Source organism: Methanobacterium sp. CWC-01, assembly GCF_030323845.1.
Lineage (GTDB): Archaea > Methanobacteriota > Methanobacteria > Methanobacteriales > Methanobacteriaceae > Methanobacterium > Methanobacterium aridiramus.
Genome location: NZ_CP040735.1, coordinates 660,643 through 674,905 on the forward strand (window position 1 = coordinate 660,643; position 14,263 = coordinate 674,905).

The following is a 14,263-nucleotide window of genomic DNA, read 5'->3' on the forward strand; positions in this document are numbered from 1 at the left end:
ATCCCTCACATTTTATCCTAAATAACTATGCCATTACCCCAGGCGACTGACCCGGATAAGAGACTCTACGGGAACGTCTTCCAGTTCGGGTATTCCCTTCTTATCGATGAGCACTACCGCAGCAATAGGTTGTGATTTAAGACTTCTCAATACCTTAATGGCTTCCCCTATGGTCCCTCCACTGGTTATGACGTCGTCCACAATAACCACCTTTTTCCCCTCCACCGAGGCAAAGTTACTGCTTATGGCTCCTCCGGCATCCTCCCTTTTACGGTGCTTTATGGGATGGAAGACAGCCAGATCTGCCTCCAATATATCGGCCATCATGGTAGCCAGGGGGATCCCGCTAACGGTGATGCCCACTATTACATCTACTTCCCCATGCTGAGCTGCCATGTCAGCTAAGGCAGCGGAAACATATCCAATTCTGGTGGAACTCCCACCCAGACTCTTCCAGTTTATGGCAAAATCCAAAGGCGCTTCTTCCTTTTCTTTGGTCTTCTTATTGGTACCCTGAAGTATGAGCCAGCGCGCCGTGTCTTTAGACACGTTTAGTTCATCTGCGATCTCTCCCGTAGTAAAACCTCTACTTCTAAGATCATATGCCTTTTTTATAAGTTTCTGATTCATAGCTACCCCCTCTTTTATTCAATTTCCAGATCCACAGGGACCTTTCCCTTGGCAGACTCCATGGCAGCTAACACCACCTTCAGAGCATGCATTCCGTCCTCTCCTGTTATTTTTGGTTTTTCATCATCAATTACGGAATTTAAAAATGAACTTAACTCCTCCATAAGAGGTTCATGATGGGGGACTCTCACCTTACGGGCGTTCTTACCAAAGATCTCCACATCTTGGTCTATGTAATCCAGGGATATTATGCCATCGGTTCCGGTGACCTCCAGTTTCCTCTGCTTGTAGGGCGTGAGCCAGTTGACCTCCAGCACACCACTGGCACCATTATAAAACTCCATCATTATCTCGGCATGATCCTCAAACTCACACTTCTCTAAACGACTGCCCACATGGGCATAAACCTTAGAAGCAGGACTGTCCAGAAGGTAAGCCATAACGTCCACCTCGTGGATGGCTAAGTCAATGGTAACCCCCACATCCTTAATACGGGGTGGAAAAGGCCCTACCCTTTTAGCTGATACCGAAACTATTTCTCCTATTAATCCTTCCCTGATTAATTTCTTCGCTTCGAGTACAGCAGGATTAAATCTTTCCACATGGCCGGTTGCCAGTTTAACTCCTTCTCGCTTAGCTGCCCTTATCATGTCCCGGGCCTCGTCCAGGGTAAAGGCAATGGGTTTTTCCACAAGAACGTGCTTTCCCTGTTCTATGGCTCCCATTACCACCTCATGGTGGTAAGTGGTGGGTACGCAGACGCTGACTGCTTCTATTTCAGGCATCTTAAGTATGTTATCATAATCCACAAATCCAACAGTCTGGTATTTCTTAGATACTTCCGCAAGGGTCCCCTTCATCAGATCTGACACTGCCATGAGGTTAGCGTTTTTAAGTCGGGAGTACACCCTTACGTGGTTATGGCCCATGGCCCCCACTCCTATTACGCCCACATTGACCCTTTTCAAGAGTATCCATCCCCCATTATTCTGGCAGCTTCCCTACCCACTTCTTCTGCTTCCTTTAAAGGACCCCTCACGCTTACGCGGGATATTACTCCACCTTCTTTGGTTAAAAGAGCTCCATAAAGATCCATTAAGTCACCATCCGCCCGGGCACACACACCCAGCGGCCACTGGCAACCCACTCCCAGTTCCCTGAGCACCTTCTTTTCAGCGGTAACCTCTTGAAAGGAGGTGAAATCATTAAGCCCCTTCAGAACCTCTTTAACTGAGGAATCCTTTCTTGAAACTATGGCCAGGGCTCCCTGACCCGCTGCTGGTGTTAGGTAATCGATGGGGAATGTTTGCTGGATATGGTGTGCCAGACCCAGTCTTTTCAGACCAGCCGCTGCCATTAAGGTAGCATCGTATTGACCACTTTCCACTTTCCTTATCCTGGTATCTATATTTCCCCTTATGGGTTTAACAATAACTTTCTTTTGGTGGAACTTACAGAAAGCCTCCCTTCGCAGGCTGCTGGTACCCAGGGATGCATTTTCTGGCATTTCATCCCAAGAGTAGGGTGATATCAACGCGTCATGGGGCGTTTCTCTCTTCGGCACTGCCACAATCTCTAGGTCTTCATTAAGATCCGTGGGCAGGTCCTTCAAACTATGCACCGCAAAATCTACTTCCTCTTCTAGGAGCGCTTTATCCAATTCCCTGGTAAATATTCCCTTGGCATCAATATTATAAAGTTGTGAATCTTTTATTTTATCACCAGTGGTTTTTATGACCTTTAGTTCAATCTTTTCCCTGGTGAACCTAGATAAGTCTGTGATTATACCCTTAGTCTGGGCCAGGGCTAGACCACTTCCCCGTGTACCAACCTTCAAAGAATCATCTCCGAAATCACTAAATAGCAGGAAATCATAAGCTGTTTTAAGTTTTCTAAAGGATAACAAGGTAAATTATGTTTAATTTTTCCTTAGTAGATGATACTTTATGCATCTTTAATAAATGTTGCCCAAACATGTCCTTATTCTTCCCTACCTACCTTTTCTCAATATTGGCAAAGTGTGATCGGTAGATAAGAAGAACACTATTTACTCCTAACTCTCTGGCCAGGTCCATAGCATCATCTAAATCTTTTACGTAGATTCTAACCCTATTAATTTTATTATCAAGACTTTTTCCTAATTCATCAGTGAGAATGAGAGTTATATCTTCGGATAATTCATCAAGAAATGTTGACAGTGCATTTTCATCAATCTCCTCACAGGTAACTCCATACTGTCCCCCCAATACCAGGGCCATATCTCCATAGTGGGCCATCATATCCACCGACTTTTTTATGGCGGTTAGATTAATTCCGGGGTTAACCTCTTGCACTATCCTTACGTTTTCTGCCTCCAAGATTGAAGTCCTGCCTTTGATTCCCTTAAAACTTTCCAAACCAGTCCTGATCTCCTCTTCAGAAGCCCCCATGGTAAAGGCAGCGCAAACTGCTGCTAACACGTTTTCTAGATGGTGGGGTCCAGGAGCGAATGTCTTCACCGGGATGGAGGCATTTACAAGTTCTCCGGATAATTTTTTGAGGTTATTTATTTTGATGATGAAGGAAGTCTCCTGAATGCCGTATGCAACTTGGGATGTGGTGAGGTTGGCCTCACCATCCACGGAAAATGTATTGGTCTTGTTTTGAAAGTCATTATTTGAGGAGTAAATTGATTGGAAGGTTTCCAGATGGCAAACTACCATCTTACTCTGGAAAATTTGTTCCTTAGCCTGGCTGGCCCTTTTAGAATTCCCGGCGATGTAGTAGTCCTCGGCCAGGTTGGTGAGCACTCCCACCTCCGCCAGGCCCGTGCCCCCCAGTGATGTTTCGAAAATGCACATTCCTGGCTGAAACTGATCTTGTAAGGCCAGCTTCCAGGTGGTGATAATACTGGCCGGAGTAATGCTGATATCTTTCCGGAGCAGGGTAATTTTTTCGCCTTCAACTGCCTCCGCACCCAGACTACTTAATATCAGAGGATTATTATCACGGTATATTTCTTTTAAAATTGCAACAGTACTGCTTTTACCTTTAACCCCCGTTACCTCCAGAATGGGAACCTTTATTTCATCCTCCAGAAGCAGGCGTACCGCCTGGTGGTGGGTTAGCTCGGTTGGGACAGTTAACTGGCAGTGCACCGGGGCCACCACCATCAGGCCATCATCAATGGGGCCTAATAAGAAGTTGTCATCCACTAACTCTATACCATTAGCCTTTAAACTATCTTTAGCCCCCTCCTCCAGGGTATGATATAGGTCCCAAGCCATTATTGTGGCATCCGTTTTTTTTGAAAGTTCTGAGGCTAATATGATGCCTCCGTGGGTCAGGTCCACCACTAGGATCTTCTTCAATTTATTCCGCCTTGAGTGAGTTTTTCCCGGACCTTTCGGTAGAAATTCTTGGTGAAACGAACGAAGTAGGCGCAGTGATCAGATTTCCGGAATATAATCTCATCCATATAATTGATTTCCTCCTCAAACTGACCATCAATAACTGCAACCGCCTTTTTACCTTCTCTAAGAAGTTTTACCTTGATCTGGCTTTCATTAGCCACCACGGTGGGTCGGGCCCCCAATTTAAAGGGGCAGATTGGCACTATGATAAAGGCCTCCACCCGGGGATCCACAATGGGCCCTCCGGCTGACATGGAATAGGCTGTAGAACCACTGGGAGTGGCAATTATAAGGCCATCCGCCCTTAATTCCTCCACAATCTCATCATCTACCTCTATCTGGATATGCAGCATCTTAGCCGGCTTACGAGTCATGAGCACCACCTCGTTTAAGGCTGATGGCAACTCACCATTGTGCCATACCCGCAGCTGGGTCCTTTCTTCCACGAAGAAGTTACCGGCCAGAATCTCTTCCAGGGCCTGAAAAGCATTTTCAGAGTCAATTTCAGTTAAAAAACCTACAGTTCCCATATTTATTCCAATGAGAGGGATTTTTTTAGGGCTGATATAACTCTGAGTTCGTAGAATGGTGCCATCTCCGCCCACTGCCACCACCATATCGGCCTCCATGCCCTCCAGCTCCACCGCCATATCCAGGGACTTGTTTAGTTTAAGTGCCAGAGTTTTGTCTATAACAATTTCTACTTCCTTCTCTTCCAGGAAATTAATGATTTTATTGGCAAGTTCCACCGCTTTATCCACGTCTACTCGGGCTACAATTCCAATACGCATCAAATACCCCCTAAAATCCCCATAATATCCCCATGAAGCTTTTCATTTCCAGAAGCAATCAGTGAAGTTTTTTCTAAAACACCCAGTCGAGCATCCAGGGTTCGACTGTGACGGTCGGTGACGACACCTCCACTTTCTTCCACAATTATTTTAGCAGCAGCCACGTCCACAACCCTCAGATTATCCCTCATATCCACAAAGGCATCGTAGGTACCATCCGCCACGTAGGATATCTCAATGGCAACCGCCCCTAAGGTTCTCATCCTCCGTACGGTCTTACATAATGGTTCTAGGCGGTTCATATCCCCCCGATAAATATATGCTCCCACTGATGAGCGGGATACATCATCAATCAGGGATGATCCAATTTTTTCCCCATTTAAGAAGGCCCCATATCCTTTAAATCCAGAATAAAGGTCTCCAGTGGCGAAGTTCTTAACCAGCCCCATACCTACGTCTTGAAGGTTAGCAGTTTCCTGGGAACTGGCAGAAGATTGGGCTATTGCTATGGATATTCCGTAGGCCGGAATTTTTTTAATGGCATTGCTGGTACCATCCAAGGGATCCACTACCAGGATGGCTTCTGGAGGATCCTTGCCAATTTTAACCTCTCCGATCTCCTCACTTATAAGAAATACTGGCCTTTCAAGTTCTTCTAGAGCATCAACGACCTTTTTTTCTGCCACCACATCGATTAGGGTTGTAGGAGTTCCATCAGCACCTATTTTTACTATTTCGCCAGATTTACGTGTTCCAATCAGAGGTTCAACCGCTTCTTCTACCTGTCGGATTATATTCAGGCCGGTCTCTTCCCAGAATTTGATTTCAGTATCCTTCATATTAACCCTCCCACGTCCAATACTTTGTACCTAAAGGTAAATGAGTGCTGCCACTGCTGAGCCCATATTCACTACTTCATGGCTAACCTTTTCCATGATGATTTCCTTTATCTCTAAGCCGCGTATTTCCATCATGTGCCGGACCATGGTCTCTGCTTCTAGTTTAACTTTCTCTGGATCCTTATTAACCGCAGAATGTTCCACCACACATCCCAGATTATCAGACATAGCCACCGCAATAACTGCAGTTATTAAGTCTCCTTCCTGATCTGAAAAAGCATGGGCCAGTACGCAGTTTACCATAGCCCCCCCGCCCAATTCAGGAAGTTTAACTATCTTGGTTCCACCAGATACTATGCTAGAAACCTTTATAAGATTCACATCGCCAATTTCAGCATCCAGTAATGCATTGTCAAATGAATTAAGTTTAGTAGGACCTTCTGCCCTTCCGGAGGTAATGGAAACTTTCATTTTAACCACTTAAAATTTAAATAGGGAAAAAACCATAGGCAATTCTATATGTTGTGGGGTATTCTATTAAGTTTCACCCCCAAATTAAAGGTGTGGTTAACTCATCATCTGAGTTTACTAACACATCTTACATTTTAAATACCAATAAAAAATCAAGATTAAACTCTGATTATGAATCAGATAGCATCATGGAGGCTATATTATGAGTAAGAAGGTAGTAGAAGTTAAAACTCTTAAAGTAGGTAAATACGTCATATTAGATGGTGAAGCATCCAAAATCACCAGTATTCAGACTTCATCTCCAGGGAAACACGGTGCAGCCAAGGCCCGTGTGGAAGCGGTTGGTATTTTTGATAATCAGAAAAGGACTCTGGTTAAACCAGTGGACGCAAAGATCGATATCCCCATCATCGATAAACGTGCCGCCCAAGTTCTGGCCATAATGGGCAGTGACATCCAGTTAATGGATATGGAAGATTATGATACCTTCGAAGTTCCCATACCAGACGAACTACGCGACCAACTCCTGGAAGGGGTGGAAGTGGATTACATAATAGCCATGGGAAACAAGAAATTAATGAGAGTTAAATAAGATTAATAAATTTCCCTTATTTACACTTTTGAGGATATTTAATGCTTTTTTATGCAGAAAAACCCCTTAAATTTGCTTTTTCTAAAGAAATGGAGGAAGGTGGGGCCCCTTTTAAAGCCCACGAAGGCCATGGAAAAGTTTTTTACCTTCTTGGAGTTCCTTTTGATAGCACCGCCACCTACCAACCTGGTGCCCGCTTCGGGCCAATGCATTTGAGGGAGTCCTCCCATAATTTTGAAGGTTATAATTTGTATTTGGACAAGTCACTGGAAGCAGAATTCTACGATCTGGGGGACGTGCAGACCGTTCCGGGGAACTTTAAAAAAACCTGCCAACAAGTGCAGTTTAGTATTAAAGAAATTGCAGATCAGGGTTGTGTCCCACTGGTCATGGGGGGTGACCATTGCATAAGTTATCCTGTTACCCGGGCTCTTGATATACGTGAAGCATCAGTTATACATTTTGATGCCCATACTGATCTGCGTGATGATTATGCCGGGGAAAAGTATTCTCACGCCACGGTAATTCGAAGAATATCTGAATTAGAACCCCAGAATATTACACAGATCGGTATACGATCTTCCTCCCTAGAAGAGGTCCAATTTGCCCGTGAAAATGACCTGGTACAGTTCACCGCCCGGGATGTGAAAGAGAACATTGATCAGGTGGTGGGCCATCTGGCTGCTCTGGAAGGACCTTTATATGTGACAGTGGACATGGATGTTCTGGATCCCTGCTATGCACCTCGAGTAGGGACGCCGGCTCCGGGTGGTCTGAATCCACTGGAACTGGAAACACTTATTTTAAGCCTTAAAGATAAAGATGTTATTGGTCTGGATGTGGTGGAGGTATCATCATCTTCAGTAGGAGATATTACATCTATAAACGCCGCTAAAGTCTTACTTGACTTTTTATTTTTGCAGTGAAAAACTGCCGGGATGTAATCTAGGAATTTATTTATTGTAGTTTTAAAAAAACCTATATTGAAGATGCCTCTTTAAACAGGCTTATTTTCATGGGTTTCATTAAAAAACGCATATCATTAGGAGGATACCATGCAAACAAGAGAAGTTACCCTTTCTGGCCATATCATCGATTCTTTAACCCTTCCCATTGCCCTGGATCTGATTATGGACCTGGGAGGAGACTTCAAGATACTGGAATTCAAGGTGGGTAAAAGAAAGAAGGATATCAGCCATGCCCGGATACGTGTAGCAGCCCACAGTGAATCGCACCTGGGAGAAATACTGGATGAACTCACTGAAATTGGTGCTATGGTTGTGGAGTTACAGGAAGTTAATTTGGAACCTTCACCTAAGGATCGCACCTTACCTGCAGATTTCTATTCCACCACCAATCATCCCACATCTATACGTTACAAGGGGGAATGGATACCAGTAGATGAGATTGAAATGGATTGTATGATAGTGGTTGACCCTCAAAACAGGAAAGCTCTCTGCAAACCCATCGGACGCATATTTAAAGGTGATTTGGTGGTTGTGGGTCGAGAAGGAATTAAAGTTGAACCTCCTGAACGCCCCCGTGGAAAAAAAGGCGTTTTCGAGTTTATGTCCAGCGAAGCGTCTTCTGAAAAACCATTAGAATCCATAATTAAGAGCATAGCTACTGAAATTAAAGAGCTTAAAGGTAAAAATGGTAAAATTGCCGTGGTAGGCGGTCCTGCCATTGTGCACACTGGCTCTGGCCCGGTACTGGCCAGAATGATCCGGGAAGGCTTGGTGGATGTGATATTTGCCGGAAACGCCCTGGCCACCCATGATATTGAAAGTGCCCTTTACGGTACTTCCCTGGGAATGTGCATTAAAAGTGGAGAATCAGTTATCCGTGGGCATCGGCATCATATTTATGCCATCAACGAAATTAACAAGGCAGGTTCTATTAAAGATGCCGTGGATCAGGGTGTCCTTACCAAAGGGATTATGTATGAGTGTGTGAAAAACGAGGTGCCCTTTGTACTGGCTGGTTCCATCAGGGACGATGGCCCATTACCGGATGTGATCACCGATGTTATTGAGGCCCAGGATGAAATGCGGAAGTATGTAAGGGATGTGGACATGGTAATCATGATCTCCACCATGCTACACTCCATAGCCACCGGAAACATCCTCCCCTCCCATGTGAAGAGTATTTGTGTGGATATAAATCCAGCCACCGTTACCAAACTGGCTGATCGGGGCAGTGCCCAGGTTGTGGGTATTGTAACCGATGTAGGGGCTTTCCTGCCCATGCTTTACCAGGAACTGACCAACCAGGAAGATTAAATATCATGAATTAACTCCTGGAGTCAGAGAGGTTAAAAACACCAGATTTAGAGGGAATACATGTCCCCTAGTTTAGGAGAATCATATAAGATAAGAGGGAACCTGTTAGACGTCTTCACCGGGGACATCTACCCCGCAGAGGTTGAATTTCGGGGCGGAACCATAACTTGTGTCAAGCATCTTAAAGCCGAATTTGACCATTACATTCTTCCCGGGTTTATAGATGCCCACCTACACATCGAAAGTTCCATGGTCAGCCCTTCCCGCTTTGCTGAGGCTGTGGTGCCCCATGGTACCTCGGCAGTGATTGCCGATCCCCATGAAATAGCCAATGTGATGGGGTTAGATGGGATAAAGTACATGATGGATGATTCTAATTCTGTACCTCTTAAAGTTTACTTTTCAGCCCCATCCTGCGTGCCAGCCACTCCCTTTGAAACATCAGGAGCAGTTATTGGTCTGGTGGAAATTGATGAACTTCTGGCCCGTGAAGACGTGGTGGCCCTGGGGGAGATGATGAACTTCCCCGGAGTCATAGCCGACGATCCCACGGTAAAAAGGAAAATTCAAACTGCCCTGAAGTATAAAAAACCGGTGGACGGTCATGCTCCCCTTTTAACTGGATCCGATCTTTGTAAATATATCTCCGCCGGCATATCCACTGATCATGAATGCACCACCCTGGAAGAGGCCCTGGAGAAGAAGCAACTGGGAATGAAGATCATGATCCGGGAGGGTTCATCAGCCCCGAACCTGGAAGATCTGTGGAAAGTGGGCGGAGATTTCCTGGTTTCCGATGATCGTCATGCCGAGGACCTTCTACAGGGACATCTGGATCTGGTTCTAAGAAAGGCAGTTTCTCTGGGTATGGACCCCCTGGAAGCGGTGCGCATGGTAACCCTTAACCCGGCCCAGCATTACCAATTAGACGGAGGATCAATATCCCCAGGAAGAGCTGCTGATCTGGTCCTAGTTGATGATCTAGAGGAATTTAATATAAAAGAAGTTTTTATAAATGGGAAACTGGTAGCCCAGCAGGGTAAGGCCCTCTTTAAGGCTGAACCATTGCAATTGAAAAGTAGCTTCCAATTAAAACCAAAAGTTCCTGGTGAATTTGATATAATTTCAGATGCAGATTCGGCCCTGGTCAGAGTCATCCAGGTAGTAGAAGGACAGCTACTTACCCTGGAAACAGAGGCCTGGTTAAAATCCCAGGATGGAGTCGTACAACCCCATATAGAAGATGATATCCTCAAAGTAGCAGTAGTAGAACGTTATGGACATGATCGTGTGGTTAATGGATTTGTTAATGGATTTAATCTTGAAAAAGGAGCAATAGCATCCAGTGTAGCCCATGATTCCCATAATATAATTGTGGTAGGTGCTGAGAGTACCAGTATGGCTGAAGCCGTTAATAAAATCCGGGAAATGGGCGGTGGACTGGTGGCTACTTCAGAAAACTCACATAAATTCCTTAACTTACCGCTAGCTGGATTGATGAGTAACCAAAGCACGGAGAAGGTAGCACGTGACCTGGAGGAGTTAAAACTTTTTGTAAGGAGTATGGGCTGTAGTCTGGATTCTCCCTTTATGACCATGTCCTTCCTGGCCCTGCTGGTTATACCTCAGCTAAAAATAAGTGACCAGGGGCTTTTTGACCTGGATAAATTTGATTTTGTGGATGTTATAAAAGAAAAGCATAAAAGATAACCTATCGATAGCCATCATATTTTTGTTTTATCCGCTTCAGTGCTTCCTTATCCTTTACGCCACCAACCCGATTAACCAGGCGAGAAATTTCTGACATTCGGTTCAGATAAACCTGTCTTGTCTCCAAGTCAGCCATCTCCATACGAGTAAGATTAACTAAAGCCTCAATAATTCCATATATGGCCCGGTTAATGGGATGTACACATTCCACTAGCTTAACCACAGCCTCCACCCTAGCCAGGATTATGGTCAATTCAGTAGAACCTAAACGATCTTTACGGGGACCTACTTTCTCTTTAATAACTCTAGCCGTGAAGTAAGCGTCCGAAGATTTTAGGTAGAATAAATCACCATCTTGCTGGAAAGAACTACCAGGGGGGCTGCCTATTGTACATTCCACGAAAGTTAATGGATCTTCTGAGATATTCACCGCGAATAAACCGTCCCGTTTTACATTTTCTGCTGTGCGTGAACCTGGATAAAAATAAAAAACTACTTCATGGGCATTCTTAACAATGAGGCCCATTGGAGCTGCGTTGGGGGTTCCGTCCTCATTCCTAGTACTGACTATGGTTTCATATAACTGGCCTTTCATCAGACCTATGGAGGTAATATCAGACATTTATATTTCCTATCTTAAGATTTCCCCACTCAAATGGCCATCTATTATACAATCAAAGTCCAGTTTCTCATCCCAACCCACTTGTTGGAACATGCTCATGTAACACAGGCCGATCATTTTGCCCCCCTCTTTCAACACTTCATCTTTTAGTTTTTCGATGTCTTCCACTTCTAGGTTGGCTTTGGGCATGGATAGGCCCCCTAAAATAGCTAGAACATCGGCGCGAGGATCAGTATCGTCGGTTAATTGAATCCCCTGGGGGGTCATTTCCATCTTCTTGGCAGTTTTAGCATCGACCCCGGTTATGAAAACGGATTCTTTATCCCGGATTACATAGGCAAAGAGTTCGGCAAATGGGGTGCACACCCCGGGTAAGCCAGCGAAGGTTACCTTATTGGCTTCAGCTACTTCCTTTTTGAACGCCATTAAATTTCCAGTTATCCCCTTAAATTCTTCTTTCGGTTCCATATTATCATCTCAAATAGTTAAAAAAGAAATTAAAATCTAAAACATTTTATTGTGATGAGCTTTTTAGATATATGTATATCACATAGGCCACCACCAGAATAATTATAATGGGCAGTAACCAGATAAAGACGTAGAAGAAAACCACCGCCAGTAGCAGTGCCACCACAATAAATACTATGTCTTGAAGCTCCATGGTCTTTTTTTTAGTAAGTGGGACCATAAATATATTCCTAAAAGTAAATATTTTATTGTGAATCCTTTATTGTAAAGTTAGAGGAGATGAAAAATGAAGATATTAGTGGTTAACAATCATGGACAGTACAACCACCGTATTTATCGCAGCTTGCACTACCTTAAGATTCCCTCACAGATCATTCCCAACTCCACCGCACTGGAGAAAATAGAAGAAAAGGACCCGGCTGGTATAATCCTGGGCGGCGGTCCCTCCCTGGATAGGTCCGGTAACTCCGCCCAATACGTGACCCAACTGGACTATCCCATACTGGGGATCTGTCTGGGTCACCAGATCATGGCCAAGGCCTACGGTGCAGAAGTAGGAGCCGCTGGAATTGAAAGCTACGCCAAGATTGAAATCAAGATATTAAAAGAAAATGACATTTTCAAGGGTTTAGGTCCCTCCATGGAGGTATGGGCATCACACAAGGATGAGGTGCGTACATTGCCAGAAGAGTTTGAAGTGCTGGCCACCTCAGCCATATGTGATATTGAAGCCATGAAGCATCATGCAAGGCCATTATATGGTATTCAATTTCATCCGGAAGTTTATCATACCCAGAAGGGGCCCCGGTTATTTGAGAATTTTTATGAAGTTTGTAAAAGTTTTAAAAGAGAATAGAGATCCTATATCCTTGAATAAACTTTAACACCCTTCAATTTACCTTTATTGATTTCTGTATAATTTTCAAGACTTGGCTCTGTCTCATCATCCCATAAAAAGTATAGGTCCACCTTGGAACTGGTAAGCTGTTTTTCAAGACCACTATAATTACCTTTGGAACCCGCCTGCCCCACATAATCTGTTCCTAAATAATATGATAGGTATAGGGATCTATCCAAGCCTCCATTTGAAGCTGATTTGCTGTAGGCAATTGGAAGGTTTATTGCCTTCTGTATCTGGTAAATATCTTCCCCGGAATCTTTATAAGTATCCAGATAAGTTATGGGTGCTATGATGAAAGAAAAGGAGAAAATAAGTACCAGTATCGTTTTTTGGTATTTATTAAAGAATTCCGTTTGAAACAATCCATCGAGCAAATACCCTCCCATGAGCAAAAGAAGGACCCATACTAGCCATAAGTATCTTTCCTCCACCAGAATAGGAGTGTACCCACCACAGAATATTATGATGGTTAAAAGTGGAATTAATAATATATATGACTTTATTAATTCCCTAAAAGGACGTATGCACAGTACGATGTAGAATAGCAGTATTAAAATGGAAAAATAAGAGAAGTACTGTAAAAAATTAAGTATCTGGAGTAGGTTCCCATAGATTATGCGCATTTGATACTTGAAATTAGCCCAGGATTCAAAGGGGCTCCAGGATTCAACTTCTGAAAAATCTCCCCCTATCTGGGGTAGCACCCACCCTTTAGAATTTGGTCCCACCAGATCTTGGTTAAATTCTCCAGCTGTACCATAGGTTAATTTGTTTTCTTTATCACTGATTAGCCCAATCCAACCTCCGCTTATTAAAAAAAATACTAAAATACCTAAAAGCAAGTTTTTAACTATATTTCTGCGAATTGAGGACTCATTAAGGTAATATACAGCGTTAATCAGGCAAAAATGCACCAGGAAAAATGGTAAAGCGTAGCTCTTGGCGAAATAGGCCAGAGCACCAAATAAACCACAAAATGCTCCGTTAAATAGCTTTTGAGAATATTTTGGGTCTAATAGGAAATATAAATAATAAATCAGGTTGCATACCAGGAGTAAATCAGGAGTAATCACATTAAAGGCAAAATAGATAGTCAATATAACCATCCCCACAGTTAAAACTGTTTTAAGGTTTTTATCAAGCCCAAATATGGAGGATAACAACCAGAAACCGATGATGGTGAAAAATCCCACTATTACCGACAACAACTTGGTGAAGAAAAGAGCAGCAGCAGGATTGGGGTCTAGTGATAGGAATGGTATTAGCAGCCAAGATATCAGGGGACTGTGATAAGTGTCAATGGCCTGGGCCCAGTTGCCATTCAGATAAGTCTTTGCAACAGAAATATAGACAATACCATCGGGATTAATTTGATATTGAAATCTAGGAAGAATGATTACCGCCAGAATAATGTAGAAAATGAGAATGTATACTAATCTGTTGGATTTAAACCAATTTCTATTCACTGAAAACATCGTTGATCCTTATCAATTCTCTATTTCTCTTGGTGATATTCTTCCTCGGTATTTAAGAACATACCTACCGTCCCGAAACATATGATAATG

At 43.6% G+C, this 14,263-nt stretch carries 16 protein-coding genes; 5 read left to right on the forward strand and 11 right to left on the reverse strand.

Annotation, left to right across the window (positions count from 1 at the left end; translation table 11 throughout):
* Window positions 1–33: 33 nt before the first annotated feature.
* From FGU46_RS03585 to FGU46_RS03615, 7 genes are all read right to left on the reverse strand, one after another.
* Window positions 34–630 (reverse strand): orotate phosphoribosyltransferase-like protein, encoded by a 597-nt coding sequence (locus FGU46_RS03585; protein ID WP_286476589.1) that lies wholly within the window; start codon window positions 628–630, stop codon window positions 34–36.
* A 14-nt stretch (window positions 631–644) separates the two neighbouring features.
* Entirely contained in the window at window positions 645–1,598 is a 954-nt protein-coding gene (locus FGU46_RS03590; protein ID WP_286476590.1) for a Gfo/Idh/MocA family protein, read from the reverse strand.
* The gene (gene hemC / locus FGU46_RS03595; RefSeq protein ID WP_286476591.1) at window positions 1,595–2,467 is read right to left on the reverse strand and encodes a hydroxymethylbilane synthase; all 873 of its coding nucleotides are present in this window, start codon (window positions 2,465–2,467) and stop codon (window positions 1,595–1,597) included. Before hemC ends, FGU46_RS03590 begins: the two co-directional genes overlap by 4 nt.
* Window positions 2,468–2,624: 157 nt before the next feature.
* Window positions 2,625–3,980, reverse strand: coding sequence for a coenzyme F430 synthase (cfbE, locus tag FGU46_RS03600; protein ID WP_286476592.1), 1,356 nt, complete (start codon window positions 3,978–3,980; stop codon window positions 2,625–2,627).
* Window positions 3,977–4,813: an NAD(+) kinase gene (locus FGU46_RS03605; protein ID WP_286476593.1), complete on the reverse strand. Its 837-nt coding sequence runs from the start codon at window positions 4,811–4,813 to the stop codon at window positions 3,977–3,979. Before FGU46_RS03605 ends, cfbE begins: the two co-directional genes overlap by 4 nt.
* Window positions 4,813–5,652 (reverse strand): bifunctional fructose-bisphosphatase/inositol-phosphate phosphatase, encoded by an 840-nt coding sequence (locus FGU46_RS03610; RefSeq protein WP_286476594.1) that lies wholly within the window; start codon window positions 5,650–5,652, stop codon window positions 4,813–4,815. Before FGU46_RS03610 ends, FGU46_RS03605 begins: the two co-directional genes overlap by 1 nt.
* Before the next feature lie 30 nt (window positions 5,653–5,682).
* Window positions 5,683–6,123: a pyruvoyl-dependent arginine decarboxylase gene (locus FGU46_RS03615; protein WP_286476596.1), complete on the reverse strand. Its 441-nt coding sequence runs from the start codon at window positions 6,121–6,123 to the stop codon at window positions 5,683–5,685.
* A gap of 202 nt (window positions 6,124–6,325) precedes the next feature.
* On the opposite strand from FGU46_RS03615, the gene FGU46_RS03620 reads away from it, so the two are divergent.
* The 4 genes from FGU46_RS03620 (at window position 6,326) to ade (ending at window position 10,707) form a co-directional block, all read left to right on the forward strand.
* Window positions 6,326–6,715, forward strand: coding sequence for a translation initiation factor IF-5A (locus tag FGU46_RS03620; protein WP_286476597.1), 390 nt, complete (start codon window positions 6,326–6,328; stop codon window positions 6,713–6,715).
* Window positions 6,716–6,756: 41 nt separating this feature from the next.
* Window positions 6,757–7,641, forward strand: a complete 885-nt coding sequence (gene speB, locus FGU46_RS03625) for an agmatinase (protein WP_286476598.1) — start codon at window positions 6,757–6,759, stop codon at window positions 7,639–7,641.
* Between the two features lie 129 nt (window positions 7,642–7,770).
* Entirely contained in the window at window positions 7,771–8,997 is a 1,227-nt protein-coding gene (locus tag FGU46_RS03630) for an ornithine cyclodeaminase, nickel-pincer nucleotide-dependent (protein ID WP_286476599.1), read from the forward strand.
* Window positions 8,998–9,057: 60 nt separating this feature from the next.
* Complete coding sequence (ade, locus tag FGU46_RS03635) at window positions 9,058–10,707, forward strand: adenine deaminase (RefSeq protein ID WP_286476600.1); 1,650 nt, start codon at window positions 9,058–9,060, stop codon at window positions 10,705–10,707.
* Between the two features lies 1 nt (window position 10,708).
* On the opposite strand, the gene FGU46_RS03640 is transcribed toward ade, so the two are convergent.
* From FGU46_RS03640 to FGU46_RS03650, 3 genes are read right to left on the reverse strand one after another with little or no spacing between them, the layout of a single operon-like run.
* Window positions 10,709–11,329 carry a DUF447 domain-containing protein gene (locus FGU46_RS03640; RefSeq protein ID WP_286476601.1) on the reverse strand — a complete coding sequence of 207 codons (621 nt, stop codon included), beginning with the start codon at window positions 11,327–11,329 and terminating at the stop codon, window positions 10,709–10,711.
* A 9-nt stretch (window positions 11,330–11,338) separates the two neighbouring features.
* Window positions 11,339–11,797 carry a DUF2124 family protein gene (locus tag FGU46_RS03645; RefSeq protein ID WP_286476602.1) on the reverse strand — a complete coding sequence of 153 codons (459 nt, stop codon included), beginning with the start codon at window positions 11,795–11,797 and terminating at the stop codon, window positions 11,339–11,341.
* A 46-nt stretch (window positions 11,798–11,843) separates the two neighbouring features.
* Window positions 11,844–11,990: a hypothetical protein gene (locus FGU46_RS03650; protein ID WP_286476603.1), complete on the reverse strand. Its 147-nt coding sequence runs from the start codon at window positions 11,988–11,990 to the stop codon at window positions 11,844–11,846.
* 93 nt (window positions 11,991–12,083) lie between these two features.
* Between FGU46_RS03650 and FGU46_RS03655 the strand changes: the two genes are divergently transcribed.
* On the forward strand, window positions 12,084–12,653 hold the full coding sequence (locus FGU46_RS03655; protein WP_286476604.1) for a GMP synthase subunit A: 570 nt from the start codon (window positions 12,084–12,086) through the stop codon (window positions 12,651–12,653).
* 5 nt (window positions 12,654–12,658) lie between these two features.
* On the opposite strand, the gene FGU46_RS03660 is transcribed toward FGU46_RS03655, so the two are convergent.
* Window positions 12,659–13,861 (reverse strand): hypothetical protein, encoded by a 1,203-nt coding sequence (locus FGU46_RS03660; RefSeq protein WP_286476605.1) that lies wholly within the window; start codon window positions 13,859–13,861, stop codon window positions 12,659–12,661.
* Window positions 13,862–14,263 lie beyond the last annotated feature (402 nt).

Coding starts and splice junctions, on each gene's coding strand:
- FGU46_RS03650 (WP_286476603.1), bottom strand. CDS start 11,990: ATGGAGCTTCAAGACATAGTATTTATTGTGGTGGCACTGCTACTGGCG.
- FGU46_RS03655 (WP_286476604.1), top strand. CDS start 12,084: ATGAAGATATTAGTGGTTAACAATCATGGACAGTACAACCACCGTATT.
- FGU46_RS03585 (WP_286476589.1), bottom strand. CDS start 630: ATGAATCAGAAACTTATAAAAAAGGCATATGATCTTAGAAGTAGAGGT.
- FGU46_RS03645 (WP_286476602.1), bottom strand. CDS start 11,797: ATGGAACCGAAAGAAGAATTTAAGGGGATAACTGGAAATTTAATGGCG.
- FGU46_RS03620 (WP_286476597.1), top strand. CDS start 6,326: ATGAGTAAGAAGGTAGTAGAAGTTAAAACTCTTAAAGTAGGTAAATAC.
- FGU46_RS03610 (WP_286476594.1), bottom strand. CDS start 5,652: ATGAAGGATACTGAAATCAAATTCTGGGAAGAGACCGGCCTGAATATA.
- FGU46_RS03615 (WP_286476596.1), bottom strand. CDS start 6,123: ATGAAAGTTTCCATTACCTCCGGAAGGGCAGAAGGTCCTACTAAACTT.
- FGU46_RS03640 (WP_286476601.1), bottom strand. CDS start 11,329: ATGTCTGATATTACCTCCATAGGTCTGATGAAAGGCCAGTTATATGAA.
- speB (WP_286476598.1), top strand. CDS start 6,757: ATGCTTTTTTATGCAGAAAAACCCCTTAAATTTGCTTTTTCTAAAGAA.
- ade (WP_286476600.1), top strand. CDS start 9,058: ATGTCCCCTAGTTTAGGAGAATCATATAAGATAAGAGGGAACCTGTTA.
- FGU46_RS03605 (WP_286476593.1), bottom strand. CDS start 4,813: ATGCGTATTGGAATTGTAGCCCGAGTAGACGTGGATAAAGCGGTGGAA.
- FGU46_RS03630 (WP_286476599.1), top strand. CDS start 7,771: ATGCAAACAAGAGAAGTTACCCTTTCTGGCCATATCATCGATTCTTTA.